This window comes from Microbispora rosea (assembly GCF_900156315.1).
Taxonomy (GTDB): Bacteria; Actinomycetota; Actinomycetes; order Streptosporangiales; family Streptosporangiaceae; genus Microbispora; species Microbispora rosea.
The window spans coordinates 70,440-95,817 of record NZ_FTNI01000010.1 but is presented as its reverse complement, the minus strand read 5'-3'; the positions used below and the strand labels follow the sequence as shown (position 1 = coordinate 95,817).

The window sequence follows — 25,378 nt, the reverse complement described above, 5'->3', positions numbered from 1 at the left end:
GAGCGCTCTAATCACACAGGTCACGGGATTCTCAGGAGCCCCGCCCGCGGTCCCGCCGTACGGCCTCCTCAGCCGTCGGCGAGGGAGCGCAGGGACGGGCGGAGCGCCTCGGCGATCCGTTCGGGGGACGCGTCGCGCAAGGCCGTGAGGCCGAGCAGCTGATGGGCGATCGTCACGCCCAGCATCGTGCTGACCATCAGGGCCGCCCGCAGTTCGGCGTCGCCGGAGCCGATCGCGTCCGCCAGTTGCGCCACCTGGGCGTCGAGCTTGCCGCGCACCTCCTCGGCGGCGTCGGGGTGAGTGAGCATCGAGCGCATCATCGCCACAGTCGCCTGCGGCAGCGGCCCCATCTTCATGCCGATCCTGCCCAGCAGTTCCTCGACCGGCTCCAGCTCGCCGTCCAGCGGCGGGATCGACGGAATCCGCACCGCCTGCTCGAACAGCTCCTGCTTCGACCCGAAGTACTGCATGACCAGGGCCGGATCGACCTCGGCCGCCGCCGCCACGGCCCGGATCGTCGTGCGCTGGAAGCCGCGCTCGGCGAAGATCGCGCGCGCGGCGGACAGGATGCGCTCCTCCGTGCGGCGCCGGCGCTCTGCCCGGCTCGTCGGCGTCCCCTCCACGCGTCGACTCTACCGGCGTTGACCCGATCGGCCCATTCACTCTACAGTCGTTGAGTCTCAACAGCTGTTGAGCGAAGCGTTCTCGAACGATCGGAGAAACGATGCGACTCACCCCACGTGAGGTCCTGGCCCGCTACCACCGGGCGATGGTCGGCAGGGCGGCCGACGACCTCGCCGATCTCTACGCCGCCGACGCGCTCCACACGTTCCCGTTCCGGGCGCCGCTGTTCCCCGCCCGCCTGGAGGGGCGGGAGGCGGTCCGCGCCCTCTACCGCGCGGCGTGGGGCGCGAGCCCCGTACGGATCGCCGAGCTCCACGACGTCGTCGTCCACGAGGCGGCCGACCCCGAGGTCGTCATCGGCGAGTGGGAGGCCACCGGCACGATCGAGCCCGACGGCCGGCCGTTCCGGGCCACGGGCCTGCTGACCCTGCGCGTGCGGAACGGCGAGATCGTGGAGGCGCGCGACTACATGGACGTGTTCGGCACCTACCACGCGATGGGCCGGCTGAAGGACGTCGTGGCCGCCGCGGAGAACGACTCCACGGAGAACGCCGCCGCGACGGCCTGATCGGGATCACGCTTCCGCCTGCGGGCACGGCCACAATGGTGACCATGACGATCTCGGGGACCGTGGTCCGCCGGGCGGGGGCGGCGGACGCCGCGGCCCTCGTCCGCCTGCGCGCCGTGATGCTGGAGGACATGGGGGCGGACGTCGGGGACGAGAGCGCGCCCTGGCGGGCGACGGCCGAGGCGTGGTTCACCCGGCGGCTGAGCGATCCGAGGGACTTCGCCGCGTTCGTGGTGGACGACCCGGCGCTCGGCGTGGTGAGCTGTGCGGCGGGCACCTGTGACTCCCGCGCGCCGGGGCCGACGAACCCGAGCGGCCTGCAGGGCCACGTCTTCAACATCTGCACCGACCGGCGCCGCCGCCGGCTCGGCCTCGCCCGCGCCTGTCTCGACGCGCTGCTCGCCTGGTATCGCACCGAGACCGGGGTCCGGACGATCGACCTCAACGCCACGTCGTACGGGATCGAGCTGTATCAGTCCCTCGGGTTCGACGCGCCCCGCTATCCGGCTCTTCAGCTGCGGCTGGGCCCGCCGCTCGGGCACGGCTTCACGAGCCGCTAGCCAGTGCCCCTTGGTGACGATCGTGATCGTTCAGTAGGAGCGGGGCAGTCCGAGGACGTGCTGTCCGAGGAAGGCCAAGATCAGGTTGTTGTTGACAGGGGCGACCTGGTAAACGCGGGTCTCGCGGAACTTCCGCTCGACGTCCCAGGTATCCACGAACCCGTTGCCGCCGTGGGTGTCCAGGCAGACGTTGGCCGCCTGCCAGCTGGCCTCGCTCGCCAGGAACTTGGCCGTGTTCGCCTCAGCTCCGCTGTGCTGCCCACTGTCGAACAGGGCGGCCGCGCGGGTGCGCATCTGGTCGGCTGCGACGACCTGGGTGTAGGCGCGGGCCAATGGGAACTGCACGCCCTGATCGGCCCCGATGGGGTGACCGAAGACGTCACGCTGCCTGGCGTACGCGACCGCCCGGTCGAGGAACCAGTACCCGTCGCCGATGGCCTCGGAGGCCAGGAGGATGCGTTCGGCGTTCCAGCCGTCGATGACGTAGCGGAATCCTTGCCCCTCCTCGCCGATCAGGCTGTCGGCGGGGATCCGCATGCCCTTGTACCAGACCTGGTTGGTGGCGTAGTTGAACATGGTGCGGACCGGTTCGATGACCAGCGTGCCGGGCTGCTCCTCACGGACCTGACGCAGGTCGACGAGGAAGAGACTGATGCCCTCGGCCCGTTCAGCGGGATCCTCCGCCGGCGGACGAGTGCGGGCCAGCAGCATCAGAAGGTCCGACTGGGCGATCCGGCTGGTCCAGTTCTTGTGGCCGGTCACCACGTAGTCCTCGCCGTCGCGCACCGCCATGGTGTGAATCCGGGTGGTGTTGGATCCGGCCTCGGGCTCGGTGATGGAAAATGCCTGCAGCCGCAGCCTGCCGGTCGCGATCTCGGGCAGATAGCGCCGTCTCTGCTCCTCGCTGCCGTGCCGCAGCAACGGTGCCATGGTGTACATCTGGGCGTGGCAGGCGGCAGAGTGCCCGCCGGAACGGTTGATCTCCTGCAGGATGATGCTTCCCTCAGTGACCCCCATCCCCAGCCCCCCGTACTCCTTCGGGATGAGGACTGACAGGTACCCGGCCTCGGTGAGGGCGCGTACGAACTCCTCCGGATAGGCCCGCTCGCGGTCGCGGGCGCGCCAATATTCGTCGCCGAAACGCTCACAGAGTTCGCGCACCCCCGCGGATAGCCGCTGGTGGGCGGCGTCGGTGTCGTGAATGGCGATATCGTCCATGCCCGGTCCCCTCCCTCATTGTCGACACGTTCAATGCAACAACCCGGCGTGGCGGGCCTCGTAGGTGAGCCGGTCGCGGTGATCGGGGTGGGCTATGGCGATCAGCGCGGCCGCACGCCGGGAGATGCTGCGCCCCCTCAGCTCAGCGATGCCGTACTCGGTGACGACGTGGTCGATGGTGTTCTTCAGCGTGGTGACCGGGGTGGCGCGGCCGAGCTGGACCTTGATTCTGCTGATGCCGTCGCTGGTGGTCGCGTGGGTGACAAGGAACGCCTGTCCCCCGTCGGAGTACATGGCGCCGCGGGCGAAGTCGGCCTGCCCTCCCGAGCCCGACCAGTAACGACCCGCGATGGTCTCGCTGGCCGCCTGGCCCATGAGGTCGATCTCACTGGTGGCGTTGATCGACATCATGGCGGGTTCGCGGGCCACCACCCGTGGGTCGTTGACCCAGTCGACCGGCAGCATGGCCACCGACATGTTGCCGTCGAGCCAGTCGAAGAAACGCCGGGTGCCGATGCAGAAGGTGGCGACATGCTTGTCGCGTTGGAGCTTCTTGCGCACGCCGGTGACGACGCCTTGTTCCGCCAGGTGCATGACGCCGTCGGACATCGCCTCGGTGTGCACGCCCAGATCGCGGTGCCCCGCCAGCTCGGCCAGCAGCGCGTTGGGGATGCGGCCGACGCCGATCTGCAGGCATGCCCCGTTCGGCACGCGCTCGGCGACCAGTTCCGCGATGCGCGTGTCCCGGTCGTCGGATACGGCCGGCATCGTCTCCCGCAGGGGGTAGTCGGCGACGCACCAGCCGGCGACCTGGCTGACGTGGATCTGGTTCTGTCCGAAAGTGCGCGGCATCCGCGGGTTGGCCTCCAGGAAGAACGGCACCTCACCGATGAAGGCGGCCACGTAGTCGGCATTGGTGCCCAGGCTGAAGTAGCCCTGCTCGTCGGGCATGGTCGAGGCGGCCAGGACCAGGGAGTGCCGGGTGTGCTCGCGTAGCAGCAGGGGCATCTCGCTGAAGTGCGCCGGGACGAGCTCACACGTGCCGTTCCAGTACGCCTGCCGGCAACCAGGCCCCAGGTAGTAGCTGACATGGGTCAGCCGCCCTGGGTATTCGCCGTTGATGTAGGGGCGTTCGCGGGCGGGATCCATCTGATGGATCCGAACACCGGTCAAGCGGTCGGCGTGGGCCTCAAGAGCATCAATGACAGTGTGCGGTTCACCGTGGTGGATCGGCACGATCAGGTCCGCGCCGTCTCGTACCAGGTCCAGCACGTCGGTCGGCGCGTTCATGACACCTCCTGGTGGACCGCAACTGCCGTCGCGCCGCCGATCCGGCGGTCAGGTGTCTTCCTGACCTCCCTGCTTCAGCAACCGGCGGGCAGCCTCCAGTCGCGGCCTGTCGATCATCTGTCCTTCAACTCGCCCAGCGCCTCGGCGACAGCGGCTCTGGCCCGGATCTTGTCGTCGGGCGCAGGCATGGTGTTCTGGGTCAGGAGGGCCTGCCATACGTTGTCCGTGGCGGCCACCGTCCGCCCCAGCGGATGCCGATACATGCCGCCCACTGGGAAGTCCTCAAAGTAGCGGCCCGGCCACGAGACCCGCCCTGCCGATTCGGTGGTCATCTCGACCTCCTCTTCGGTCCGATTCCTTCCCAGTCTGCCACCCGACGCGGTCGCGCCCGGCAGATGTCAGAACGACCTTAGAGGTCGAGCCGGTACCGCACGGTCCGGTGCGTCGGCAGGTAGCCGAAGGCGTCGTTGATGGCCCGCATGTACGTGTTGCCGTCGGCGGTGTCGGCGAGCAGCCCGCCGAGGTCCGGGTGGCGTTCCCGGACCAGCCGGATCATCTCGGCCTTCATCCAGCGGCCGAGGCCGCGCCCGCGGTGCTCGGGAAGGACGCCGGTGCCGTAGTGCTGCCCGTCGCCCGTGCCGTCGCCGGGCACCACCAGTTCGGTGAAGCCCGCGATCGTCCCGTCGGCCTCGTCGACCGCGGCGACGGTGTGCAGGAGCTCGCCACGCCGCGCGATCGCCTCGGCGGCGGCCCTGACCCGGGCGACGTCCCAGGGCGCCGGCCGGTAATCGAGGCCGTCCATCGGCATGTCGTCCATGGCGCGGCGGGACGCGGCGAACGTCCCGGCCAGTTCGTCCGGGACGACGCCCTCCCAGGAGACCAGCCGATATCCCGGATGCGGCTCCGCGAGGGCCGCGCCGAGGACGGCGGGGTCCACCCCGGCCATCGGCAGGCGGGTGAACGTCAGGCCCAGCGCCGGGCGGAACCCCCGCGCGGCCAGGAACGCCTCTCCGGGGGCGCCGGCCTCCGCCTCCGCGGTGACGCACCGCCTGCCCTCCTCACGCGCCGCCGCCAGGGCCGCGCCGAGCAGGTGCGACCCCACCCCGTCGCGGCGCTCGGCCGGGTGGACGTGCAGGTCGAGCTCGGCGAGATGCTCGTGCCCTGCGGCGGTGAACAGGCGCAGGTACGCCGATCCCGCGGGCGCGCCGTCGGGCCGGGAGGCCAGCCAGGCCAGACGGTGACTCGATGTGCCGGTGTGCGGATCGACCAGACGGGTCAACTGCAAAGACATGGGGGCACACCGTAACCATCGGCCCATCATCGATCAACGGGATTTACCGGAACTCCTGCGAAGGCAGAGCGGACAGGACCCGCAACACCCGCACGAACGCCTCCTTGTCGTCGTCGGGCAGCCGGGACAGCAGCCGTTCCTCCATCCGGCGGATGCCCGCCTGAGCCGCGTCCCGCAGGCGGCGACCCTCGGGCGTGATGGACAGGAGCCGGACGCGCCGGTCGGCCGGGTCCGGGCTCCGCTCGATCAGCCCTCTGCGCTGGAGCTCGTCCAGGACGCTGATGATGCGTGTCTTGTCGGCGCCGATCGACTCCGCCAGCGCGGCCTGCGTGCGCACGGGCCGCTCGTCCAGACGCAGAAGCACGGCGTACGCCCACATCGACAGGCCGTGCTCCCGCAGGATCGGCGTCTCCGCGGCCATCAGCGCCCTGGTCAGGGGGGCCGCCATCGCGGCGAGATCGGGGCGGTCGGGCATGCCCCACAGCTTAGGCATTGACAGACAATAAGCATGTGCATATTGTCTGCATGCGCTTATGAAATTGGAGGAAAGATGGACATGCGGGAACTGGACCGGCGGGCCGTGCAGGCGAGCGTCGACATCGTGGCCGAGGTGCGCCCCGGCGACCTGGAGCGCCCGACCCCCTGCGCGGGCTGGACTCTGGCCGACCTGCTCGCGCACATGACCGCCCAGCACCTCGGCTTCGCCGCCGCGGCTGAGGGCCGCGGGGCCGACCTCGACGCGTGGCGGGAGCAGCCCGCCCCCGACCCCGTCTGGGCCTACGCCGCGGCGGCCGAGCGCCTCACCGCCGCGTTCGCGGCCGAGGGGGTGCTCGACCGCGGGTTCGTCCTTCCCCACGTGGGGGTGGACGCGCCGTTCCCGGCCGCGCACGCCATCGGCTTCCACTTCATCGACTATCTGGTCCACGGGTGGGACGTCGCCCGCACACTGGGGATCGCCTACGACCCCGACCCCGACCTGGCCGAGGCGGCCTGGCCGATCGCCCTGGCCGTGCCGGACGGCGAGTATCGCGAGAGGCCGGGCGCCGCGTTCGCGCCGAGCGTGCCCACCGCCCCGGAGGCCTCCCGCTTCGACCAGATCCTCGCCCGCCTCGGCCGGACCCCCGCTGTTCCCCGCTCACGGGAGCAGTGGGCCCGATAGAGGGGGGTGCAAGGCACAGGACAGGGGTGCTGACGAGTCCTGAGTCCCCGTCGACTCACACGACCCAGCCTGTGAGCTGGGTTATCGTGAAAAAGCCGCCGATGTCCGGGCTTCGTCATGCCGGTCACGGCGCATGCGTACCGTACGGCCGCTCTCGTCGGGAGGAAGGGAACGTCAGATGTCCGAAGTGCTTCGTGCCGTGGACAGGCTGAGACAGGCCATCAACCGTCATGACCTCGACGCCTTGGCGCAGTGCTTCGACGAGCGGGCCGTGCTCGTCGCCCCGGACGGCATCGCCGAGAGCAGGGAGGAGATCGCCTCCTATTACACCCAGTGGCTGGAGGCGTACCCCAACATGGTGATCACTCCGCAGTCGGTGACCTTGTTCGGAGACACCGTGGCGGCGGAGTTCACGATCAGCGGCACCCACAAGGGACCCCTCCTCTTACCCGGCGGGGACGTGCTGGAGGGCACTGGCCGGGCCGTCCTCCTGCGCTCGTGCAGCTTCTCCACCGTGGAGGGTGGGGTGATCCTCAGCCATCGGCTCTTCTACGACCAGTTAGAGGTGGCGGCCCAGCTCGGGGGTGGTCTCTCGTTCGACGGCGGTTCCCCGTAGTGCTCTGTCACGGCGCGGCGGCGCTCGCCGCCCGCACGCGCCGGACGCCTGCCGCGCGCCGGTCGAGGGCCGGGGACGCGAGTGCGAGCAGCAGCAGGAGCGCGCAGGCCCAGGCGAACCAGTCGCCGAACCTTGTGTAGAGCGTGTCGGCCGAGCGGGCGGGCAGCGCGGTGAGGGCGGACACGACGGGCGCGTCCGCGCTGTGCGCCTCGGTCCTGATCCGGCCGTTGGCGTCGCTCACGACCAGGTCGCCGTTGCGCGCCGCGCGTGCCACGGTGAGCCCCGTCTCGACACCCCGGGTCACCGCCATCCTCCCGTGCAGCCAGCGGTCCCGGTCGAAGTCCCAGGCCGGCACGAAGATCGCCGTGGCGCCGCTCCTGCGGTAGTCGCGCACCAGGCCGGGCAGGTCCAGGTCGAAACAGATCGCGATCCCCCAGCGGGAGCCCGAACCGGGCACGAAGGCGTTGCGGTCCCCGGGTCGGAAGTCGCTTTCCAGTCCCGGGATCAGGTGACGCTTGAAGTACTCGACCGGCCGGCTCCCGTCGGCGGGCACGTCGAGGGCCGCGTTGCGGAGGGTGCCCGACCGCTTGAGGACCAGCCCGACGATGATGTCGACGTGGTGGTCGGCGGCGAGCCGCGCCAGCGGCGCCACCAGCACGGGCAGCGTCGCGTCGTCGGCGATGAAGACCTTCTCCGGCATGACGACCACCCGCGCGCCGCGTGCGGCGAGGTCCGGGATCCGCGCCGTGTATCGCCCGAGGAGGGCACGTCCCTCCGCCGAGGCGACCGGTGCCCAGTCGCCCCCGTCGGCGGCGAGCAGCGCCACCTTCTCCGCGCCCGAGTCGTCCCCGTACGGCGTGCGCAGCCGCCAGGCGCCGTACCCCACCGCCAGGGCCAGGACGACCACGGCGGTCACCGCCACCCGCAGCCGCCCGGCCGCCCCCGGTGCTGCGGGAAGCGGTGCGAGAAGCGCGGCGGCGGCCGCCGGAACCCCGAGGACCAGGAAGGTGATGCCCCACGGTCCGGTGACCGACGCGGTCTGCAGGACCGGAAGGACGTCGGCCTGGGTGTAGGCCAGGCTCCACCAGGCCCCGTTCGGCGACAGCACCGAGACCGCGTACTCGACCGCGACCCAGGCCGCCGGCACGACGGCGGCGGCCGCCAGCGGGCGTCCTCTCCGCATCAGCGCCCGCGACGACAGGACGACCAGCCCGAACAGCAGCGCCGACCCGACGAGCATCGACACGACCATCGGCGGCGGGATCTGCACCGTGTCGAGGAAGTAGCCCCACATCGCCGTCTCACCGCCGAGCCACGCGGCCGACGCCGCGAGGAACGCGGTGCGCGCGCCGACGTGGTGAGCGAGGACGAACACCGGGAGCGGTGCGAGCCAGGTGAGCCAGGGCACCGGCGTGAGCCCGGTGCCGAAATGGAACAGCGTCGCCGACAGCGCCGTGGCGGCGAGCGCCACGGCCAGACGTCGAATCGATGGATTCATCGAGCAGCCTCCTTCTCCAGCCGCCCCGACCCTCCGGGATCCGGCCTGGACGGCACATCACCGGCGAGAGCGAACCGGGGGCCGGTCGCGGGGACCGGAAGCGTTCAGACGGTCGTGGCACGGCCTCTCACTCGAAGGAGTGAGACGGCCATCGGCCGGGCGGTGGAGGCGACCGCGGGCGCCGCGCGCATAGCCTTGCCGGGTTCCCTCGGACAACCCCCCGGAGCCGGTCATGCGGGCGAGCATCCTCAGTCCCTCAAGGGCCGACGTCGCGATCGCCGGCGCCGTCACCGTGATGACGGTGACGCCCGTCCTCGTCCCGCACCGGCAGCCGTGGTGGGCCGTGGTGCTCGCCGTGCTGATGTCGGTGCCCGTGCTGTGGAGGCGTCGCGCCATTCTTTCGGTCGGGGCGGTCGTGGGCTGCGCCACGACGATCCTGTCGATCACGGCGAAGTCGCTGCCGCACTCCTCGACCCTGGTGGTGCTGCTGCTTCCCTACGGCGTGCTGGTGTGCACCTACACGTTCGCGGCGGCGGATCTGTCCCGGGCGCGGCGCGCCGCGGGCATCACGGGTCTCGTCGCCGGGGTGGCCGTGTCGCTCGTCGTCCCGCACGAGAATCTGGAGACCTACCGTTACCTCCTCACCGCGATCGTCGCCGCGTACGCCGTCGGCGTGGGCGCACGAGCCCGGCGGGCCGGCCGGGACGCGGAGCGGGAGCGCGAAGCCCGCATCCGCGAGGAGCGCGCCGCCGCGGTCGCCCGCGAACGCACCCGGATCGCCCGCGACATGCACGACATCGTGACCCATTCGGTCGGCCTCATGGTGATCCAGGCGGAGACCGGCCCGCTGGTGATGCGCGATCACCCGGAGAAGGCCGAGGCGGTCTTCGAGGCGATCGCGGCGGCCGGACGGGACGCGATCGGCCAGCTCCGCCTGATCCTCGGCGCGCTGCGCGGAAGCGAGGCATCCGGCGGTCCGGCTCCGGCCCGGGGGCCCCAGCCGGGGCTCGACGCCCTGCCCGGCCTGTTGGACAACGCCCGCCGGGCGGGCCTGGAGGTCTCCGCCGACGTACGCGGCGAGCCGCGGCGCCTTCCCTCCGACGTGGACATCGCCGCGTACCGGATCATCCAGGAGGCGCTGACCAATACGATCCGGCACGCTGGAGCGAGCACCGTCCGCGTGGGGCTCCGCTGGTCCGGTGACACCCTGGACGTGGAGGTCGCCGACGACGGACGGGGCGCACGGGAGCTACGGGAAGGACACGGCATGATCGGGATGCGGGAGCGGGTCACGGCGTGCGGCGGCCGCCTCGCCGTCCGGGCCGGGAACCCGGGTCTCACCGTCACCGCGACCCTGCCGATCGGCTGACGGCATGCTGCGCGTACTCGTCGCCGACGACCAGGACCTGTTCCGCGGCGGCTTCGCCATGATCCTCGACGCCCACGACGACATCACCGTGGTCGGCGAGGCGGCCGACGGCGCCGAGGCCGTCGCGAAGGCGGTCGAACTGCAGCCGGACGTGGTGCTCATGGACATCCGGATGCCCGGCGTGGACGGCGTCGAGGCCACCGCGCAGGTGTGCCGCAGGACCGACGCGAAGGTGCTGGTCCTGACCATGTACGACGTCGACGAGTACGTCTACGACGCCCTGCGCGCCGGAGCCAGTGGCTTCCTGCTCAAGGACGTGCGGCGGGACGACCTCGTACGCGCCGTCCGCCTGGTCGCCGGCGGGGAGTCGCTGCTGGCCCCGGCGATCACCCGGCGTCTGATCGCCGAGTTCGTCGGGCGTGGACGTGCCCGGCCCCGGCTGCGGCAGCGACTCGGTGAGCTGACCGACCGGGAGATGGATACGCTGCGGCTGCTCGCACGCGGCCGGTCCAACGCCGAGATCGCCGCGGATCTGGTGGTCACCGAGCACACGGTCAAGAGCCACGTGAGCAACCTGCTGACGAAACTGGACCTGCGCGACCGCGCCCAGGCCGTCGTCTTCGCGTACGAATCCGGCCTGGTCGTCGCCGGCGACCAGGAAACGCCCCGCGCCGACCGGGGATGACGACGCGCGGCCGCCCGTCGCCGCGTCGGTCATGGTGCGATCACGCCGGTGAATATTTCACCGGATTCGGCGGCGATCGGCGATTCGCGTGCGGAGTTTCCCGAGGTGCCGCGCGATTCCGGTGAATCCGGCGCGGAAACGAATATTTCCACTTCGGCGAATCGTGTACACGAGCCGGGCCGTTGCCGAATCTGGGAGCGTCGGCCCCCATGCGCGAACCGGAACGGGCGCCGGCAGGCCAGAGCCGGTCACCGCACCCTGGAGACGATCGCCCATGCCCTTCGGCCACGCACGGTTTGCCCGCAGGATCCTGACGGCCGCCGCGGCGGCGGTCCCCGTCGCGGCGGTGGCCGTGGCGACGCCGGTCCTGGGTGCGGCGTCCGCCGGCGCCGCGGTCACCTGTCAGGTGACCTACGCGACCACCCAGTGGGGAACGAGTTCGGGCGGCTTCACGGCCGGGATCACGGTCAGGAACACCGGCGAAGCGCTGACCGGCTGGAAACTGACGTTCACGTTCCCCGGCTCGCAGAGGCTCACGCAGGGCTGGTCGGCCCGGTGGACCCAGCTCGGCAACCGCGTCGTCGCCGAGAACGAGTCCTGGAACGGCGCGGTGGCGTCCGGCGGGTCCCTGCAGCTCGGATTCAACGGCACCTGGACCGGGAGCAACCCGCCGCCGACGGACTTCCAATTCGCCGGCGTGCCCTGCCAGGTCGTCGTGCCGGGCACGTCACCGAGTCCGAGCCCAAGCCCGAGCCCCAGTCCGAGCGGGGGCGTGCCGGTGGACAACCCGTTCGCCGGCGTCAGGGGGTACGTGGACCCCGATTGGGCGGCCGACGTGGAGTCCTCCGCCACGAAGGTGGACGACGCGACCGCGCAGAAGATGCGCGGCCTGAAGCAGACGCCCACCGCAGTCTGGCTGGACCGGATCGCGGACGTCACCGGCGGCTCCGGAGTCGCCCGTACGCTGAAGGACCACCTCGACACCGCCGTCGAGCAGGGAGCCGGATACATCACGCTCGTCCTCCACGACCTGCCCGACCGCGACTGCCGGTCGCTGGTCTCCGACGCCGAGCTGCACGAGCAGGACAACGGCCTCAACCGCTACAAGGCGGAGTTCGTGGACCCCGTCGCCGCCCTCCTGGCCAGGCCCGAATATCGCAACCTGCGCGTCGCGGCCGTCATCGAGCCGCATGCCCTGATCGACCTCATCGTGGGAAGCACGAGCACCTACCCCTGCGGCCAGGCGGCGGGGTCGGGCGTGTACGTGATGGGCATCCGTTACGCCCTCGACAAGCTCGCACCCCTGCCCAACGTCTACACGTACCTCGACGCGGGCAGCACGGGATGGGCCGGCTGGGAGGACAACTTCGCCGCGCTCGCGACCGTCATCACCGAGACCGCACGCGGCACGACGGCGGGCCTGAACAGCCTCGACGGCATCGCCACGAACGTCGCCGACTACGTCCCCCTCGTGGAACCCTTCCTGACCGACTCGAACCAGACCGTGGCCGGCCAGCCGATCAAGCTGAGCAGGTTCATCGACTGGAACCCCTACCTGCACGAACGGGACTACGCCCTCGCGATGCGGAGCGCCCTGATCGCCAAGGGCTTCTCCAGCATGCTCGGCGTGGTCGTCGACACCTCCCGCGATGGCTGGGGCGGTCCGGACCGGCCCACCGCAGCGGGCACCTCGCTCGACGTCAACACCTACGTGGACCAGAGCCGCGTCGACCGGCGTCCGTCGCGCAGCGCGATGTGCAACCAGAAGGGCGCGGGGCTGGGGACACGGCCGGTCGCCGCTCCCGTCCCCGGCGTCGACGCCTACCTGTGGATCAAGCGGCCCGGCGAGTCGGACGGCGCGGGCGGACCGATCCTGCCCGAGGGCTCCGACCGGCTGCTCGACCGCACGTGCGACCCCAACGGCTCCCTCGGGCCCGTGTCGGACTCGATCCGGCCGACCGGCGCCCTCCCCAACGCGCCGCTGCCGGGCGACTGGCACCACGAGCAGTTCGTGATGCTGGTGGACAACGCCTACCCCGCTCTGTGAGCCCGCGATGCGTCCTCATCTGTCCACACGGCCCAGGAGCACCTGCGCGTCGGCGCCGACCTGCGCCTGGGCCGAGGTGTCCACCTGCGAGGTGATGTCGATGCCGTTCCTGAGCTGACTCCACAGGCCGAGGATGGCCGCCGCCTGCGCGACGATGAGCGCGATCCCGCTGCCCGCCGTACCGAGCCGGTAGACGACGGCCACGGGGGTGAGCCGCGACGCGAGACCACCCGGGCGGGTCTGGAGGGTCCGCGCGTCCATGAGGACGGCGACCACGGTCAGCACCAGGAACAGCAGCAGCACCCGCACGAGTGAACCGCGCACGGGGGCCTGGCCGATGACGTTGTTCAGCACGGCGTGGGCCCCCGTCGCCGCGGCGTACGCGAGGACGGGCACGACGCCCTTGAGATAGCCGCGCCTGCCGGGCAGGCGGCGCCACAGCGCGCCCAGCACGAAGCCCGCCACCGGCCAGATCAGCAGCCCGCCGATCAGGTCGCCGGCCAGGCCGTAGAACCCGTCGGGATCGCCGAGCCGGTCGAGCCAGCCGTCGTGTCCCCGGCTGTCGGTGCTCCACGTGGCCCAGATCAGGAACACGGCGGCGGGCGCGCCCACGTAGGACGCGTATCGGGCGGCGAGCCGCGCGTTCGCCCACCACGTCACTCCCGGGCCGCGCGACAGCGCGACGTCGAGCGGGCTGAGCCCGTCCTCCCTGTCGGGGTCGAGGCCGATCTCCATGCGGAGCCGGCGGATGCGGCCGACGACCGGCCCGGCCTCCTTGGTGTGTTCCTCGTCGTCGAGCTCCCCCGCCGCCCAGCGGCGCCGCAGCCCCTTCTCCCTCTGCTCCAGGTCCCGGTACTCGTCCACGATCATCGCGAGCCTGCGGCGTGACACGCCCGGGTCGGCGACCTCGGCCCGCCGCGTCAGCCGCAGCAGCAGGGGCAGCGCGCCCAGCCCCACGAGCCCGGCGAGCGGGAAGGGCATTCCGGCGTACGTGTTGAGCCACCTGATCGTGCCCACGACGAACAGGAACACCAGGAGCCACAGAGTGGACGGCCCGACGGAGTCCGTACGCCGTCCGTGCAGGCGGAGCAGCAGCAGGAGCAGGAGCACCACCAGCGGCCACATCAGATAGGCGAGGCTGCGCAGCAGGAAGAAGGGCGACGTCGCCGCGGCCGGCAGGAAGCTCGAGGTCCGCAGGCCGACGACGGCCGTCTGGGTCACGTAGGCGAGGGTCAGCAGCGCGAGGCCGGGGACGCTCCAGCACAGCAGGGCGCGCACGGCGCGCGGCGTCCTGCCCCGGACGCGGGCGGCCCGGACCGCGATCGCCCATGCCGCCCCGGTGAGCAGCAGCGCCGTGACCACGGCCGGCGCGACCCGCAGGGGGTCCGACGGCTGATCGCCGAAGAGCCGTGCCGCCAGGAGCGCCAGCCCGCCGACAGCGGCGAGCACCGCACCGGCGAGCATGGGGAGCCCCCACCGGAGTCCGGTGCGCGCCAGCCCCCGCACCGCCAGGAAGAGCGGCGCCGCCACGACGAGGATCGCCAGCGTCTCCGGCACCTGGAACAGGCCGGCCAGGAAGAGCGTGCCGGTCAGCACGCCCACGATCAGCACCGCCTCGGTCGCCGTGATCATCGCCAGGGCGCCGAGGGTGATCCGGACGAGGACGCGCTCGTCCCGGTCGCCGGAACGCCGATACAGCACCACGAGCAGCCCGGCCAGCAGCAGGTAGGGCAGCGCGAAGCCCAGGTAGGTCCCGACCGTCAGCACGTCCTGCCCCCGCAGCCCGCTCCAGCGCTGGAACGCCGACCGCGCGGACAGCGGCAGAGCGACCTCGACACGCGGCGGGGCCGCGCCGTCGCGCCAGACGTACGTGCCGCCGGGAAGCACCTCCGACGGCAGGGGCGTCACGGTGCGTGCCCGAAACTCCGGCGTCTTGACGACCACGGTCCGCCACCGTGCCCCGGCCAGCCCCGGCGGCAGGTCCGCGGGCGAGGGCAGCAGCGCGACGAACCGGGTGTCGCCGGACGTGCGGCTCGACCACAGCCCGGCGGACTCCGCGCCCCACTCGGTGTCGTACAGCTCCAGCGGGGTTTCCCGGGTGCTCTGGACCACGACGTCGGCGCCGTCGGCCGGCACCGTGACGCTCGGCGTGCCGCCGGGCGGCAGCAGGCAGCCGACGGCGCTCCCGTCGCCGAGCAGGGCGGCGGCCCCCGGCCAGTCGCGGGGGACGCCGACGCGCGTCGTGCTCGTCATCACCGGGGTGTCGTGGCCGCGTTCCGCGACGACCACGGACGTCTCCACCCATGACGAGCGGGGCGGCCCGAACCCGCAGGACGTGTCGTCCGCGAGCGCCGGACGCGGGCTCAGCGCCGGCAGGCCGAGCACCGCCGCGATGAGGAGCGCGGCTCCCCGGAGCAGCGCGGCTCCAGCAGATGGCCCGATGGGCTTCGTTCCGGCATCAGTCGTCAGCCGCCGCACAACCGACCTCCCGTACGCGATCGCTCCCGAAGGATGAGTCGCGCGAAAGGCGGCATCGGTTACGGATCCCCGCCTGCCGCCCTCTCGTCAGGGGCCCGTCAGGCGGTGCTCGCCCTTCGGCGTGATCACGTAGACCTGCCAGGTGTAGTAGGCGTAGTAGTTCCGGATGTCCCGCTTCATCTGGCGCGCGTGCAGCAGGACCGCGTCGACGTACGCCTGGGAGTGGTTGTAGGCGTACAGCGCGCGCCGGTAGTCGCCGGGCGCGCCCGACGCGTGGAGGTAGTTGGCCGCGGCGAGCAGGGCGTCGCCGGTGTCGTCGATGTCGCCGCCCATGCCGTACGCCTTCCAGGTGCCCGGCATGAACTGCATCGGCCCCTTGGCGCCCACGTAGCTCGGCGAACGCACCCGCCCGAACTTGGTCTCCACGAGCATCACCGCCGCCAGCACCTCCCACTCGACGCCGAACCGGCGTTCGGCGCGCCGGAAGGCGGCGAGCAGGGCGTCGGCGGGCTCCGCCGGTCTGACCTTGATCTTGATCGGGCCGCTGACGGGGTGGGCGAGGGAGAGCAGGTCGCGGATGGCCGTCACGTTGTCCCGCGCCCGCGCGGCCATGTCCTTCGCCAGTTTTCCGTAGGTGCGGGACGCGACCGCGGGATTGCGGGCGAGATAGCGGTAGACGCGCTGCTCGTACAGGGACAGCAGGACCACCGGCTCGGGCGCCTCCCCCTTCGCGGGGTCACCCGTACGTCTCCAGTCGTCGATCGCGTCACGCAGCCGCCCGACCGTACGCGTGAGTGCGTCGGCCAGCCGCTCGGGGTCCTTGGAGACCGCCGCGTCCGGCGCGGGCAGGTCCCTTACCGACGGCTCCGGGCTCGCGGAGGACCGCTCCGATGCGGGCGGGGTCACCCGCTCACGGGAGGCGACCGAGGCGGCCTCGCCCGCCGAGCCCGCGCATCCCGAGAGCGGGACGACCACGGCGGCGAGCGCGGCGGCCAGCACCGTGCGGCGCGGCAGCGGCGGTGGGATCACGGCAGGCTGATCGTTCATCGTCACCAACGTATGCCCAGCGGTGACGTTCCATGCCCTCTTCGCGGCGGCGCGCCGCCCCGCGGAGACGTCCGGTGCGGACGGGAACGTTTTACGGCCGACCCCTTTTTCCCTTCCGCGGAATTCGGTGTTGACTCGCACACTTATCGCCCACTAATCGTCGTCACGTGCGACTGCCCCGCGTGAAATTCGAGCACCGTCCTCATCGATACGAGGACGGCACCATTCGCATCGGCGGAGAGATTTACGGGATCGCCGCCGAAATCGCGGACCCGTACGGCTGGGTGTGGACGGCCCTCACCCTGATGGACGGCACCCGTTCTCGCGACGAGATCGCCGAACGGCTGCGCCTGGCCCATCCCGAGCTGCCGGACGCCCCGTCGATCGTCGAGCAGCTGGCGGCCACCCGATATGTGGAGGACGCCGCGGCGGTGCCGCCCGCCGGGCTGAGCGCGCGCGAGCTCGACCGCTACAGCAGGAACCACGCGTTCTTCCGGGCCGTCGACGTCGTCCCGCGCGCCCACGGCTGGGAGACCCAGGTCCGGCTGAAGTCCGCGCGGGTCGTCGTGCTCGGCCTGGGCGGCACGGGCTGCCACGCGGCCTGGGCACTCGCCGCCCTCGGCGTCGGCGCGATCCACTGCGTGGATCCCGACCTGGTCGAGCTGTCCAATCTCAACCGCCAGGTGCTCTACGGCGAGGACGACGTCGGGCGCCCGAAGGCGGAGGCGGCCGTCGCCCGGCTCCGCACCGTCAACTCCGACATCTCCGTCACCGGGGAACGCCGCCACATCGGCAGCAGGCGCGAGCTGGACGACCTGATCGCGGGCTACGACGCGCTCGCCCTCTGCGCGGACCGGCCCAGCGGGCACGCGATCAGGGTGTGGGCCAACCGCGCCTGCGCCGCCGCGAACATCCCCTGGGCGGGTGGCGGATACAACGGGCCGCTGGTCACCGTGGGGTGCTTCGCGCCGGGAGCGGGCGCCTGCTACGAGTGCCTGAGCAGCGGCGAGGAGGCGCGGCGCCGCCCGGGCACGCCCGTGCACCTCGGCGGCCCCGGCGTGATCGCCACCTCGGCGGGCGTGTCCGGCCAGCTCGTCGCCCACACGCTGCTCGGGCTGCTGACCGGCGTGCCCGTGCCGCCGGTCGGCACCATTCGAGGAGTCAACCTGACCGCGGCGGACCACCACGTGTGGGTCCGGCATCCGCCTCGTCCCGGCTGCCCGGTGTGCGGGACCCGGGCCGGCGAACCGGAGCACAATTCATTGCGGCGAATGACCGAAATCGACGCCGGCTGAATGCGCCGGAGAAAACCTCGGCTGTTCCGGCCGGCGGACGAATCCTGAACGGGTTCTCGCGAGAACATCCCCTTCCGAAGGAATCGGATGAACACGAGGCACCGGTCGTGGCTGCCGCGCTCAGGACTGTGCGTAGGAGCCGGTGGTCAGCTCCTCGATCAGCCCGGCCCGGGCGGGGGTCCAGCCGTACAGCCGGCGGGCACGCGAGGCGTCCAGCGGCGACGAACGGGTGAGCGTGGCGGCGAGCGGCCCCATCGCTGCGGTCCCCTGCTCCAGCGTGAGCGACACGGCCTGGGCGCCGGTCAGGCCGGCGACGGCCTCGGCGATCCGCCGGATCGAGGTCCGCTCGGCCGAGGCGGCGTTGACGACGACCCCCGGCTCGCGGCGCTCCAGCGCGGCGACGTACAGCGCCGCGAGGTCGTCGACGTGCACCGACGACCACTCGTTGGCGCCGTCGCCGATGTAGGGCACCATCCCGTTCTGCCGGCCGGCGCCGATGAGCCCCTGGAGCAGGCCCGATCCGCCACGCCCGTAGACCAGCGCCGCCCGGATCACCGTGCCCGCCACATGGCCGGCCGCCAGGACCCGCCGCTCGCCGAGGACCTTGTAGGGCTGGGGCGACGTCTCGGGGGCGACGGGGTGGTCCTCGTCCACGGTCGCGCCCTGCCGGTCGGGGTAGACCAGGCCGGTGCTGGTGTAGACGAACCGGCCGCCCTCGTTCAGGCCGCCCAGCAGCGCCGCGAGGGCGTCGCCCTCGATGTCGCCCATCTCGGGATCGACGTAGTCGACGGCGGTGTGCACGACGGCCTCGGCCGCCGCCGCGGCGCCGCGCAGGACGTCGAGGTCCCGCAGGCTTCCGGACACCGCCTTGGCGCCCAGCCCTTCGACCCGCTCGCGGGCCCGGTCGGACCGGGCCAGGGCGACCACCTCGTGCCCGGCCCTGACGAGGTGCTCGGTGACGACTCCGCCGACGTAGCCGCTCGCCCCCGTGATGAGAACTCGCATGATCACATGCCTTTCGTGAGGTCGGTGACCGGCGGCGCGTCCGTGTCCGCCGCCGGTCGGTGCCACCCCCACCGTCGCCCCGGGCCGTCCCGCACAACCAGGGACCAGGAGTCCGTGGCTGCGCGGTCCGTACGGTCGATTTCCGTCGTACGGTCGCAGGTATGGACAAGCACGGCCTGGCGAAGTTCCTGCGCGGCAAGCGCGAGCAGGTCGGCCCCGCCGACGTCGGCCTGCCCGAGGGACGCCGCCGCCGCACGCCCGGCCTGCGGCGTGAGGAGGTCGCCCAGCTCGCGTACATCTCGGTGGACCACTACACGCGGCTTGAGCAGGCGCGGGGGCGGCACCCGTCACGGCGTGTGCTCGACGGGATCGCCCGCGCCCTCCGCCTGTCGGACCAGGAACGGGCCCACCTGTTCCACCTGGCCGGGGAGCGGGAGGAGAGCCGGTCCCCCGAACCCGTACGCGAAGTGCGGCCGAGCACGCTGCGACTGGTCGACCGGCTGACCGACGCCGCCGCGATCGTCGTGGACGACACCTGCCGCGTGCTGGCCTGGAATCCGCTGGCGGCAGCCCTGTTCGAGGACTTCTCCGCGCTCGCGGGCCAGGAGCGCAACGTCATCCGGCGCTACTTCCTGCACCCCGACCCCGAGCGGCGGCACTACGGCATGGGCAGCTCGGAGCGGTTCGTCGTCACGGCGGTCAGCTACCTGCGCGTCGCCGTCACCCGCTATCCCGACAGCCGTGAGCTGAAGAGCCTGATCGAGGAGCTGCTGGCCGGGAGCGCGGACTTCGCCCGCCTGTGGAACTCCCAGCGGTTCCACATCGAGCGGCACCTGCACCAGACCGTGCGGCACCCGCGCGCCGGGCAGATCGAGCTGGACTTCGACGTGCTGACCGTGCCCGACCAGGAGCAGCAGGTGGTCATCTTCACCGCCGAGCCCGGGTCCCCGGCGTACGAGTCCCTGCAGTTCCTCAAGGTCATCGGCGCCGAGCAGGTGGCCGCCGAGGCCTGACCCGCGCCCGTGTACGTCCGTCTCCCCGCTCGACCGCGCCGGGCTCGACCAACGTGCTCGATGTAAAAAGTTCTGTACATCACGTCAAAGACGGTTTACCTTGAGGGTGTCAAAGATTCTGTACATCCAGAAAGGGGAGCCGATCATGACGCACGAGGAGAAGCGCGCCTGGATCCGGCTGGTCGTCGCCGTGGTCGCCTACGCCGCGTACGTCGTCACCATCCTCAGACGGGCGGACGGAGGCCCGCTACCAGACGTGCCGTACGCCGCCGCCCTGCTGTGGACGATCGGCGGGGCGATCGGCGCGGCGATCCTGGCCGAGATCGGGATGGCGATCGTCAATCCGCGGGCCTCGCGCGTCATCGACGTCCGCGACAAGGAGATCGGGCGGCTCGGCGACTACACCGGTCAGGCGTTCGTGGCCATCGGGGCGCTCGCGGCGATGCTCATGGCCGTGGCGGAGTGGGACAGGTTCTGGATCGCCAACGTGATCTACCTCTTCTTCGTCCTGTCGGCGGTCCTCAGCGATGTCGCCAAGATCATCCTCTACCGCAGGAGCGTTCCGGAGTGGTGAAGCCGACCCGCGTGACGAACCGCATCCGCGCGCTGCGGTTCGCCCACGACGAGATGACCCAGGCCGAACTCGCCGAGCGCATCGGCGTGACCAGACAGACCGTCATCGCCATCGAGCAGGGCCGATACTCGCCGTCCCTGGAGATGGCCTTCCGGATCGCCCGGGTGTTCGGCGCCCCGCTCGACGACGTGTTCCAGTATCCCGACCTCACCGAGGAGACGAAGTGAAGGCCATCGTCCAGGACACGTACGGCCCGGCCGACGTGCTCGAATTACGCGAAATCGACCGTCCCTCGATCGGCGGCGACGAGGTGCTCGTCGAGGTCCGCGCGGCCGCCGTGGACCCCGGCGTGTGGGTCCTGATGACCGGCACGCCGTACCTCGCGCGCGCCGGATTCGGGCTGCGCCGCCCCAAGGTTCCCGTCCGGGGCCGCGACGTCGCCGGGGTGGTGACGGCCGTCGGCGCCGATGTCACCCGCTTCCGGCCCGGCCAGGAGGTGTACGGCACCTGCCCCAACGGCTCGCTCGCTGAGTACGCGAGGGCGCCGCAGGCCCGCCTCGCGCCGAAGCCGGCCAACCTCACGTTCGAACAGGCCGCCGCGGTGCCGGTCTCCGGCATGACGGCGCTGCAGGCCGTACGCGACGTCGCGGGCGTGCGCCCGGGGCAGTGGGTGCTGGTGATCGGCGCGTCGGGAGGCGTGGGGTCGTTCGCCGTGCAGATCGCCAAGGCGCTCGGCGCGAGCGTCACCGGCGTGTGCGCGGCGGCGAAGGCGGAGTTCGTGCGGTCGCTCGGGGCCGACGACGTCATCGACTACGCCCATGAGGAGATCGACCGCGACGGCGCACGCTACGACGTCGTCGTCGACACCGCGGGCAACCGGCCGCTGTCCCTGCTGCGGCGCACCCTGACCCCGCGCGGCACGCTGGTGATCGTCGGCGGCGGGCACACCGCGTACCGCTTCACCGGTGGCATGGGACGCACATTCCGGGCGCCGCTGCTGTCGGCTTTCACACGGCAGCGACTGCGCCCGATGTTCTCCCGCGAGCGCGCCGAGCACCTGGAGGAGCTGACCCGGCTCATCGAGTCGGGCGCCGTCGTCCCGGCGATCGACCGCGCCTATCCCCTCGCCTCCGCGCCCGACGCGATCCGGCACCTCATGGAAGGCCACCCCGCCGGCAAGGTCGTCGTCACCGTGTGATCACCCTCAGAAAGTCAGGGGCATCCGGCGGGCGCGGACCGTGCGGCGGCTGATCCGCCAGCCGTGGTCGCCACGCACGATCGTGTCCTCGTAGGTCACGCTGCCCGTGGTCCCGTCGGCGTCGACCCCGATGCCCTTCGACAGCGCTCGCGCCCGGCCGTCCGCCGCCTCGGTGACGACGATGTTGGTCACGTGGTGAGCGACCGGATTCCCTTCGCCCAGGGCGAGCGCGGCGTCGCGCAACGCCGCGAGCCCGACGATCACCCCGCCGCCGAGATCGCTGACGTCGTAGACCACGTCAGGCAAGAACACCTCGTGCAGGCCGTCGAAGTCGCCGCTGTCCGTGAGATGGCCGTGCAGGTTGATCAGGTCCGTGATGGCCGCGCGGTCGTCGGCAGTCAGCGTCATCGTCCTCCGCCGTTTCATCCAAATGGGGAGCTCCCCCGTTAGGCTTGTCACCGTAAACGGGGAACTCCCCAGATAGCAAGAGAAGCCGGATAGCAAGAGAAGGGAGTGCGGATGACGTCGAGTGGTCCCGAGCCCGCGCCGCCCCGCCGTACGCGCAGGGCGGACGCCTCGCGTAACGCCACACTGCTGCTCGCCGCCGCACGCGAGCTCGTCGCGGAGTCGGGGCCGGAGGTCGCGCTGGACGAGGTGGCGCGGCGAGCCGGCGTCGGCAACGCGACCCTGTATCGGCACTTCCCCACCCGCGCCGACCTGCTCGTCGCCGTGTACGCGGACGAGGTGGCGGAGTTGTGCCACCGGGGCGCCGACCCGCCGGCGGACCTCTCCCCGGCCGACGCGCTCTTCTCCTGGCTGGACGCGTTCGTCGTGCACGTCGCGACGAAGCGGCCGCTCGCCCTCGCGGCCACGGAAGGTTCCACCGGCCGTCGTAGCGCGTTGTTCGACCAGTGGCACACCTCGATCCGCGCCACCGCGTCCGACCTGCTGCGGCGGGCCCAGGACGCCGGCGCCGTACGGCCCGGACTCACCGTGACCGACCTGCTGGCCCTCGCCGGCGGCGCGGCACTCACCGGAACCGACGTGGCCCACGCCCGGCGGCTCACCGCGCTCCTGCGCAGCGGCCTGGAAACCGGCGACTGAGAGTTCGGCTCCTCGGGCGAGACCAGGTCTGGCGAAAAGTGATATCACTTTGCTAGTGTCGTGCTAGACACCGAGGAGAAGACATGACAGACCTGCAGATCGCCGTCGACATGCCGGCCCCCCAGACTCACGAGCGGACGGCGCGAGCGGCCTCGGGGTGGCCGCTGCTGGTCCTGGCCCTGCTCGGCCTGCTGAGCCCGTTCGCGCTGGTCCCGATCGGAGCCGTCCTCGCGGCCGGCGGCAGCGGAGGCGCGGGAGCCGCCCTGATCGCCGCCGGGGTGCTGCTCCTCCTGGCGGCCGTCGTCGTCTTCACCGGTCTCACCGCGGTCGCCCCCGGCGAGGCCCGCGTGATCCAGCTGCTCGGCCGCTACGTGGGCACGGTCCGCACGCCCGGCCTCCGGTTCGTGGCGCCCTTCACGCAGAAGCGCCGGGTGTCGACCCGGATCCGCAACCACGAGACCGACATCACCAAGGTCAACGACGCCGACGGCAACCCGATCGAGATGGCGGCCGTGGTGGTGTGGCAGGTCGAGGACACGGCGAAGGCCGTCTTCGAAGTCGACGACTTCATGGAGTTCGTCGCCTTCCAGACCGAGACCGCGGTGCGTCACATCGCCGGCAGCTACCCGTACGACGGGCACGACGACATGCTGTCCCTGCGGCAGAACGCCGAGGAGATCACCGGCCGCCTGTCGGCCGAGATCCAGGCCCGGGTGGCGTCCGCCGGAGTCGAGGTCATCGAGTCGCGCATCACCCGCCTGGCGTACGCCCCCGAGATCGCGCAGGCGATGCTGCGCCGCCAGCAGGCCGGAGCGGTCGTCGCGGCCCGCCAGCGGATCGTGGACGGCGCCGTCGGCATGGTCGAGGCCGCCCTGGCCCGCCTCGACGAGCACAACGTGATCGAGCTCGACGAGGAGCGCAAGGCCACCATGGTCAGCAACCTGCTCGTCGTCCTGTGCGGCGACCGCGACGTCCAGCCCGTGGTGAACACCGGCTCCCTGTACCACTAGACCGTGGCGACCGAGAGAAAAGGCATCTTGTTGCGGCTGGACCCGGCGGTGCACGACGCGCTGGCCCGCTGGGCCGGCGACGAGCTGCGCAGCACCAACGCCCAGATCGAGTTCCTGCTGCGCCGGGCGCTGTCGGAGGCGGGACGGCTGCCGAGCGGCGCCGGTCGCATCCCCCGGCGCGGCCGGCCCGCCAAGAAGGGAGCCCCGCCTCCGGAGGCTCCCACCGCCGATCCACCCGACGACTGAGAGGAAGCCAGTGCCGTGGACGTCCCCCGCTCCCTGACGGCTCAGCTCTACCTGCTGGCCTACGACGCCCGCAAGGAGCGGGTCGTGACGAACTACCGCTTCCCCTACCTGCTGCGCGCGGCCGCGCTCACCGACCTGCTGCTGACCGGACGGATCGCCGACGACGGCGGCAAGGTGCGCGTGGTGTCGGAGGACCGGCTCGCCGACCCGGTCCTCGACGGCCTGCTGCACCAGATCGCCCAGTCGGGGCCCCGGCCGTGGCGGCACTGGATCAGCAAGGACGGCCGGGCGACAGTGCGGGCGGTCCGCGACGAACTCGAGACGGGACGCTGGGTCAGGGTCGAACTGCGCCAGCCGTTCCTCGTCTTCAACAGGAGCTACGTCCGCGTACGCGACACGCGTGTGGTGAAAAGACTCGTGTCACAGGTCTCCACCGCCCTCACCGGCCCGGTCTCCCGGGTCGGGGACCGCCAGGCCGCCCTTATCGGCCTGGCCGCGGCGGGAGAGCTCGGGACGATCCTCCCGCGAGCCAGACGACGGGCGCACGAGCAGCGCATCGCCCTGCTGTCCGAACGCGGCGGCCCGGCGGCGCCGGCCCTTCGCAAGGTCATCCAGCAGGCCCGCGCCGTCGCGAGCGGCGGCTGACCCCGGGACAGACCCGCCTGCCCCCGCTTGGCCGCCGGCCGCTCCGGCCGCCGCTCCGGCACCGCCTCCGTTCACCTTCCGCAGGTGCGGAGCATGTTGAGCAGAGCGACCTTCTCCGCACGGGTCACGAAGAGCCGGTAGTGGTGCTTCACCGTGATCCACGAGGTCGCGTAGCGGCACCAGTAGGCGCGGTGCGGCGGACGCCAGCTCTGCGGTCCCTGGCCTCCCTTGGCCATGTTGACGGAGTGGCTCACCACGACCAGCTCGGGGCGGCTCAGGTCGTTGGCGAACGCGCGCCGCTTCGCCTGGCTCCACCTCTTCGCCCCGGAACGCCAGGCGTAGGCCAGGGGGACGACATGGTCGACGTCGACCTGCTTCACGCTCTTCAGCACCTTGCCGTCGTACGGGCTGCGCCAGACGCCCTTCACGGACTGGCACGCCCCGTTCCTCCGTACGCCCCGGCCCTGGCGGGCGAGAACCACTTCCCGTGCGTCGCACTCCCCCTTGTGGTGCGCCCATCGCGGCTGGAACCGCCGATGGCTGTAGCCGCGCAGCGACAACGGCGCGGCCACCTTCAGCTGCGCCAGCATGCGACGGGCCGATGCCCCCGCGTCCGTCCGGCCGCGGGCGTCGGCCGCGGCCGGCGGGGCGATCGCGACAGCGGTGATCGGAAGGACGGCGAGGGACAGTGCGGCGGCCTGGAGGGTGCGGCTCAGGGAGATCATGGTTTCAGCCATATCAGTCCCTCCCCACGGGCCGTGACGATATGCGGCGGGAACAGGGCGATTCTCGGGTGGGAATGCCCGGCGACCGCGGATGGTTCCAAGGCGACGGAAGT

Annotated in this window: 29 protein-coding genes; 16 read left to right on the top strand and 13 right to left on the bottom strand. The window is 71.8% G+C overall.

Annotation, left to right across the window (positions count from 1 at the left end; all coding sequences use genetic code 11):
• Positions 1-68 precede the first annotated feature (68 nt).
• Positions 69-623, bottom strand: coding sequence for a TetR/AcrR family transcriptional regulator (locus BXA11_RS16415; RefSeq protein ID WP_076435418.1), 555 nt, complete (start codon positions 621-623; stop codon positions 69-71).
• A 101-nt stretch (positions 624-724) separates the two neighbouring features.
• On the opposite strand from BXA11_RS16415, the gene BXA11_RS16410 reads away from it, so the two are divergent.
• The gene (locus BXA11_RS16410) at positions 725-1,192 is read left to right on the top strand and encodes a nuclear transport factor 2 family protein (RefSeq protein ID WP_076435415.1); all 468 of its coding nucleotides are present in this window, start codon (positions 725-727) and stop codon (positions 1,190-1,192) included.
• Between the two features lie 44 nt (positions 1,193-1,236).
• Positions 1,237-1,752, top strand: coding sequence for a GNAT family N-acetyltransferase (locus tag BXA11_RS16405; RefSeq protein WP_063754670.1), 516 nt, complete (start codon positions 1,237-1,239; stop codon positions 1,750-1,752).
• Positions 1,753-1,782: 30 nt separating this feature from the next.
• On the opposite strand, the gene BXA11_RS16400 is transcribed toward BXA11_RS16405, so the two are convergent.
• From BXA11_RS16400 to BXA11_RS16380, 5 genes are all read right to left on the bottom strand, one after another.
• Entirely contained in the window at positions 1,783-2,970 is a 1,188-nt protein-coding gene (locus tag BXA11_RS16400) for an acyl-CoA dehydrogenase family protein (protein WP_076435412.1), read from the bottom strand.
• Between the two features lie 30 nt (positions 2,971-3,000).
• Complete coding sequence (locus tag BXA11_RS16395; protein ID WP_076435410.1) at positions 3,001-4,260, bottom strand: acetyl-CoA hydrolase/transferase family protein; 1,260 nt, start codon at positions 4,258-4,260, stop codon at positions 3,001-3,003.
• A gap of 113 nt (positions 4,261-4,373) precedes the next feature.
• Positions 4,374-4,592, bottom strand: coding sequence for a hotdog family protein (locus BXA11_RS43915; RefSeq protein WP_030510135.1), 219 nt, complete (start codon positions 4,590-4,592; stop codon positions 4,374-4,376).
• A 77-nt stretch (positions 4,593-4,669) separates the two neighbouring features.
• A complete protein-coding gene (locus BXA11_RS16385; RefSeq protein WP_076435408.1) occupies positions 4,670-5,551 on the bottom strand; it encodes a GNAT family N-acetyltransferase in 882 nt (293 codons plus the stop codon).
• 43 nt (positions 5,552-5,594) lie between these two features.
• Positions 5,595-6,044, bottom strand: coding sequence for a MarR family winged helix-turn-helix transcriptional regulator (locus BXA11_RS16380; protein ID WP_076435406.1), 450 nt, complete (start codon positions 6,042-6,044; stop codon positions 5,595-5,597).
• Positions 6,045-6,107: 63 nt separating this feature from the next.
• Here BXA11_RS16380 and BXA11_RS16375 point away from each other — a divergent pair, with 63 nt between their 5' ends.
• Positions 6,108-6,710, top strand: a complete 603-nt coding sequence (locus tag BXA11_RS16375) for a TIGR03086 family metal-binding protein (RefSeq protein ID WP_239104846.1) — start codon at positions 6,108-6,110, stop codon at positions 6,708-6,710.
• Between the two features lie 178 nt (positions 6,711-6,888).
• Positions 6,889-7,326: a nuclear transport factor 2 family protein gene (locus BXA11_RS16370; protein WP_076435402.1), complete on the top strand. Its 438-nt coding sequence runs from the start codon at positions 6,889-6,891 to the stop codon at positions 7,324-7,326.
• A 7-nt stretch (positions 7,327-7,333) separates the two neighbouring features.
• On the opposite strand, the gene BXA11_RS16365 is transcribed toward BXA11_RS16370, so the two are convergent.
• Positions 7,334-8,824, bottom strand: a complete 1,491-nt coding sequence (locus BXA11_RS16365) for a nitrilase-related carbon-nitrogen hydrolase (protein WP_076435400.1) — start codon at positions 8,822-8,824, stop codon at positions 7,334-7,336.
• A 232-nt stretch (positions 8,825-9,056) separates the two neighbouring features.
• On the opposite strand from BXA11_RS16365, the gene BXA11_RS16360 reads away from it, so the two are divergent.
• Together BXA11_RS16360 and BXA11_RS16355 are read left to right on the top strand one after the other, a co-directional pair.
• Positions 9,057-10,193, top strand: a complete 1,137-nt coding sequence (locus BXA11_RS16360; protein ID WP_076435398.1) for a sensor histidine kinase — start codon at positions 9,057-9,059, stop codon at positions 10,191-10,193.
• Between the two features lie 4 nt (positions 10,194-10,197).
• Complete coding sequence (locus BXA11_RS16355) at positions 10,198-10,878, top strand: response regulator (protein ID WP_076435395.1); 681 nt, start codon at positions 10,198-10,200, stop codon at positions 10,876-10,878.
• Between the two features lie 29 nt (positions 10,879-10,907).
• On the opposite strand, the gene BXA11_RS45365 is transcribed toward BXA11_RS16355, so the two are convergent.
• On the bottom strand, positions 10,908-11,030 hold the full coding sequence (locus tag BXA11_RS45365; RefSeq protein ID WP_275409675.1) for a hypothetical protein: 123 nt from the start codon (positions 11,028-11,030) through the stop codon (positions 10,908-10,910).
• 122 nt (positions 11,031-11,152) lie between these two features.
• Here BXA11_RS45365 and BXA11_RS16350 point away from each other — a divergent pair, with 122 nt between their 5' ends.
• Positions 11,153-12,925, top strand: a complete 1,773-nt coding sequence (locus tag BXA11_RS16350; protein ID WP_076435393.1) for a glycoside hydrolase family 6 protein — start codon at positions 11,153-11,155, stop codon at positions 12,923-12,925.
• 15 nt (positions 12,926-12,940) lie between these two features.
• On the opposite strand, the gene BXA11_RS16345 is transcribed toward BXA11_RS16350, so the two are convergent.
• Together BXA11_RS16345 and BXA11_RS16340 are read right to left on the bottom strand one after the other, a co-directional pair.
• Positions 12,941-15,403 carry a DUF6185 family protein gene (locus tag BXA11_RS16345; RefSeq protein ID WP_143734320.1) on the bottom strand — a complete coding sequence of 821 codons (2,463 nt, stop codon included), beginning with the start codon at positions 15,401-15,403 and terminating at the stop codon, positions 12,941-12,943.
• A gap of 87 nt (positions 15,404-15,490) precedes the next feature.
• Positions 15,491-16,450 carry a lytic transglycosylase domain-containing protein gene (locus BXA11_RS16340; RefSeq protein ID WP_143734318.1) on the bottom strand — a complete coding sequence of 320 codons (960 nt, stop codon included), beginning with the start codon at positions 16,448-16,450 and terminating at the stop codon, positions 15,491-15,493.
• 167 nt (positions 16,451-16,617) lie between these two features.
• Here BXA11_RS16340 and BXA11_RS16335 point away from each other — a divergent pair, with 167 nt between their 5' ends.
• Positions 16,618-17,745 carry a HesA/MoeB/ThiF family protein gene (locus BXA11_RS16335; protein ID WP_204053509.1) on the top strand — a complete coding sequence of 376 codons (1,128 nt, stop codon included), beginning with the start codon at positions 16,618-16,620 and terminating at the stop codon, positions 17,743-17,745.
• Positions 17,746-17,865: 120 nt separating this feature from the next.
• Here BXA11_RS16335 and BXA11_RS16330 read toward each other — a convergent pair whose 3' ends face one another.
• On the bottom strand, positions 17,866-18,750 hold the full coding sequence (locus BXA11_RS16330) for an NAD-dependent epimerase/dehydratase family protein (protein ID WP_076435605.1): 885 nt from the start codon (positions 18,748-18,750) through the stop codon (positions 17,866-17,868).
• Positions 18,751-18,911: 161 nt separating this feature from the next.
• Here BXA11_RS16330 and BXA11_RS16325 point away from each other — a divergent pair, with 161 nt between their 5' ends.
• From BXA11_RS16325 to BXA11_RS16310, 4 genes are all read left to right on the top strand, one after another.
• A complete protein-coding gene (locus BXA11_RS16325) occupies positions 18,912-19,763 on the top strand; it encodes a helix-turn-helix transcriptional regulator (protein WP_076435387.1) in 852 nt (283 codons plus the stop codon).
• Between the two features lie 145 nt (positions 19,764-19,908).
• Positions 19,909-20,337 (top strand): hypothetical protein, encoded by a 429-nt coding sequence (locus BXA11_RS16320; protein WP_076435386.1) that lies wholly within the window; start codon positions 19,909-19,911, stop codon positions 20,335-20,337.
• On the top strand, positions 20,331-20,564 hold the full coding sequence (locus BXA11_RS16315) for a helix-turn-helix transcriptional regulator (protein WP_076435384.1): 234 nt from the start codon (positions 20,331-20,333) through the stop codon (positions 20,562-20,564). Before BXA11_RS16320 ends, BXA11_RS16315 begins: the two co-directional genes overlap by 7 nt.
• Positions 20,561-21,535: an NAD(P)-dependent alcohol dehydrogenase gene (locus BXA11_RS16310; RefSeq protein WP_076435382.1), complete on the top strand. Its 975-nt coding sequence runs from the start codon at positions 20,561-20,563 to the stop codon at positions 21,533-21,535. The genes BXA11_RS16315 and BXA11_RS16310 overlap by 4 nt, the downstream gene beginning before the upstream one ends.
• Before the next feature lie 6 nt (positions 21,536-21,541).
• Here BXA11_RS16310 and BXA11_RS16305 read toward each other — a convergent pair whose 3' ends face one another.
• On the bottom strand, positions 21,542-21,943 hold the full coding sequence (locus BXA11_RS16305) for a nuclear transport factor 2 family protein (RefSeq protein WP_076435381.1): 402 nt from the start codon (positions 21,941-21,943) through the stop codon (positions 21,542-21,544).
• Between the two features lie 111 nt (positions 21,944-22,054).
• Here BXA11_RS16305 and BXA11_RS16300 point away from each other — a divergent pair, with 111 nt between their 5' ends.
• The 4 genes from BXA11_RS16300 to BXA11_RS16285 all read left to right on the top strand — a co-directional run bounded on the left by BXA11_RS16300 (position 22,055) and on the right by BXA11_RS16285 (position 24,540).
• Entirely contained in the window at positions 22,055-22,639 is a 585-nt protein-coding gene (locus BXA11_RS16300) for a TetR/AcrR family transcriptional regulator (protein ID WP_076435379.1), read from the top strand.
• Between the two features lie 83 nt (positions 22,640-22,722).
• The gene (locus tag BXA11_RS16295) at positions 22,723-23,649 is read left to right on the top strand and encodes an SPFH domain-containing protein (RefSeq protein ID WP_030510154.1); all 927 of its coding nucleotides are present in this window, start codon (positions 22,723-22,725) and stop codon (positions 23,647-23,649) included.
• Positions 23,650-23,652: 3 nt separating this feature from the next.
• Positions 23,653-23,895 (top strand): type II toxin-antitoxin system antitoxin, encoded by a 243-nt coding sequence (locus BXA11_RS16290; protein ID WP_076435377.1) that lies wholly within the window; start codon positions 23,653-23,655, stop codon positions 23,893-23,895.
• 15 nt (positions 23,896-23,910) lie between these two features.
• Positions 23,911-24,540: a GOLPH3/VPS74 family protein gene (locus tag BXA11_RS16285; RefSeq protein WP_030510156.1), complete on the top strand. Its 630-nt coding sequence runs from the start codon at positions 23,911-23,913 to the stop codon at positions 24,538-24,540.
• A gap of 71 nt (positions 24,541-24,611) precedes the next feature.
• Here the strand turns inward: BXA11_RS16285 and BXA11_RS16280 are convergent, their stop codons facing one another.
• Positions 24,612-25,277, bottom strand: a complete 666-nt coding sequence (locus BXA11_RS16280) for an HNH endonuclease family protein (protein WP_239104847.1) — start codon at positions 25,275-25,277, stop codon at positions 24,612-24,614.
• Positions 25,278-25,378 lie beyond the last annotated feature (101 nt).

Excerpts from the sequence above, each read along its gene's own strand:
- BXA11_RS16375 (WP_239104846.1), top strand. The coding sequence starts at position 6,108 with ATGCGGGAACTGGACCGGCGGGCCGTGCAGGCGAGCGTCGACATCGTG.
- BXA11_RS16385 (WP_076435408.1), bottom strand. The coding sequence starts at position 5,551 with ATGTCTTTGCAGTTGACCCGTCTGGTCGATCCGCACACCGGCACATCG.
- BXA11_RS16380 (WP_076435406.1), bottom strand. The coding sequence starts at position 6,044 with ATGCCTAAGCTGTGGGGCATGCCCGACCGCCCCGATCTCGCCGCGATG.
- BXA11_RS16340 (WP_143734318.1), bottom strand. The coding sequence starts at position 16,450 with ATGAACGATCAGCCTGCCGTGATCCCACCGCCGCTGCCGCGCCGCACG.
- BXA11_RS16280 (WP_239104847.1), bottom strand. The coding sequence starts at position 25,277 with ATGGCTGAAACCATGATCTCCCTGAGCCGCACCCTCCAGGCCGCCGCA.
- BXA11_RS43915 (WP_030510135.1), bottom strand. The coding sequence starts at position 4,592 with ATGACCACCGAATCGGCAGGGCGGGTCTCGTGGCCGGGCCGCTACTTT.
- BXA11_RS16365 (WP_076435400.1), bottom strand. The coding sequence starts at position 8,824 with ATGAATCCATCGATTCGACGTCTGGCCGTGGCGCTCGCCGCCACGGCG.
- BXA11_RS16355 (WP_076435395.1), top strand. The coding sequence starts at position 10,198 with ATGCTGCGCGTACTCGTCGCCGACGACCAGGACCTGTTCCGCGGCGGC.
- BXA11_RS16300 (WP_076435379.1), top strand. The coding sequence starts at position 22,055 with ATGACGTCGAGTGGTCCCGAGCCCGCGCCGCCCCGCCGTACGCGCAGG.
- BXA11_RS16370 (WP_076435402.1), top strand. The coding sequence starts at position 6,889 with ATGTCCGAAGTGCTTCGTGCCGTGGACAGGCTGAGACAGGCCATCAAC.
- BXA11_RS16405 (WP_063754670.1), top strand. The coding sequence starts at position 1,237 with ATGACGATCTCGGGGACCGTGGTCCGCCGGGCGGGGGCGGCGGACGCC.
- BXA11_RS16410 (WP_076435415.1), top strand. The coding sequence starts at position 725 with ATGCGACTCACCCCACGTGAGGTCCTGGCCCGCTACCACCGGGCGATG.
- BXA11_RS16320 (WP_076435386.1), top strand. The coding sequence starts at position 19,909 with ATGACGCACGAGGAGAAGCGCGCCTGGATCCGGCTGGTCGTCGCCGTG.
- BXA11_RS16400 (WP_076435412.1), bottom strand. The coding sequence starts at position 2,970 with ATGGACGATATCGCCATTCACGACACCGACGCCGCCCACCAGCGGCTA.
- BXA11_RS16305 (WP_076435381.1), bottom strand. The coding sequence starts at position 21,943 with ATGACGCTGACTGCCGACGACCGCGCGGCCATCACGGACCTGATCAAC.
- BXA11_RS16325 (WP_076435387.1), top strand. The coding sequence starts at position 18,912 with ATGGACAAGCACGGCCTGGCGAAGTTCCTGCGCGGCAAGCGCGAGCAG.
- BXA11_RS16360 (WP_076435398.1), top strand. The coding sequence starts at position 9,057 with ATGCGGGCGAGCATCCTCAGTCCCTCAAGGGCCGACGTCGCGATCGCC.
- BXA11_RS16395 (WP_076435410.1), bottom strand. The coding sequence starts at position 4,260 with ATGAACGCGCCGACCGACGTGCTGGACCTGGTACGAGACGGCGCGGAC.
- BXA11_RS16350 (WP_076435393.1), top strand. The coding sequence starts at position 11,153 with ATGCCCTTCGGCCACGCACGGTTTGCCCGCAGGATCCTGACGGCCGCC.
- BXA11_RS16295 (WP_030510154.1), top strand. The coding sequence starts at position 22,723 with ATGACAGACCTGCAGATCGCCGTCGACATGCCGGCCCCCCAGACTCAC.
- BXA11_RS16330 (WP_076435605.1), bottom strand. The coding sequence starts at position 18,750 with ATGCGAGTTCTCATCACGGGGGCGAGCGGCTACGTCGGCGGAGTCGTC.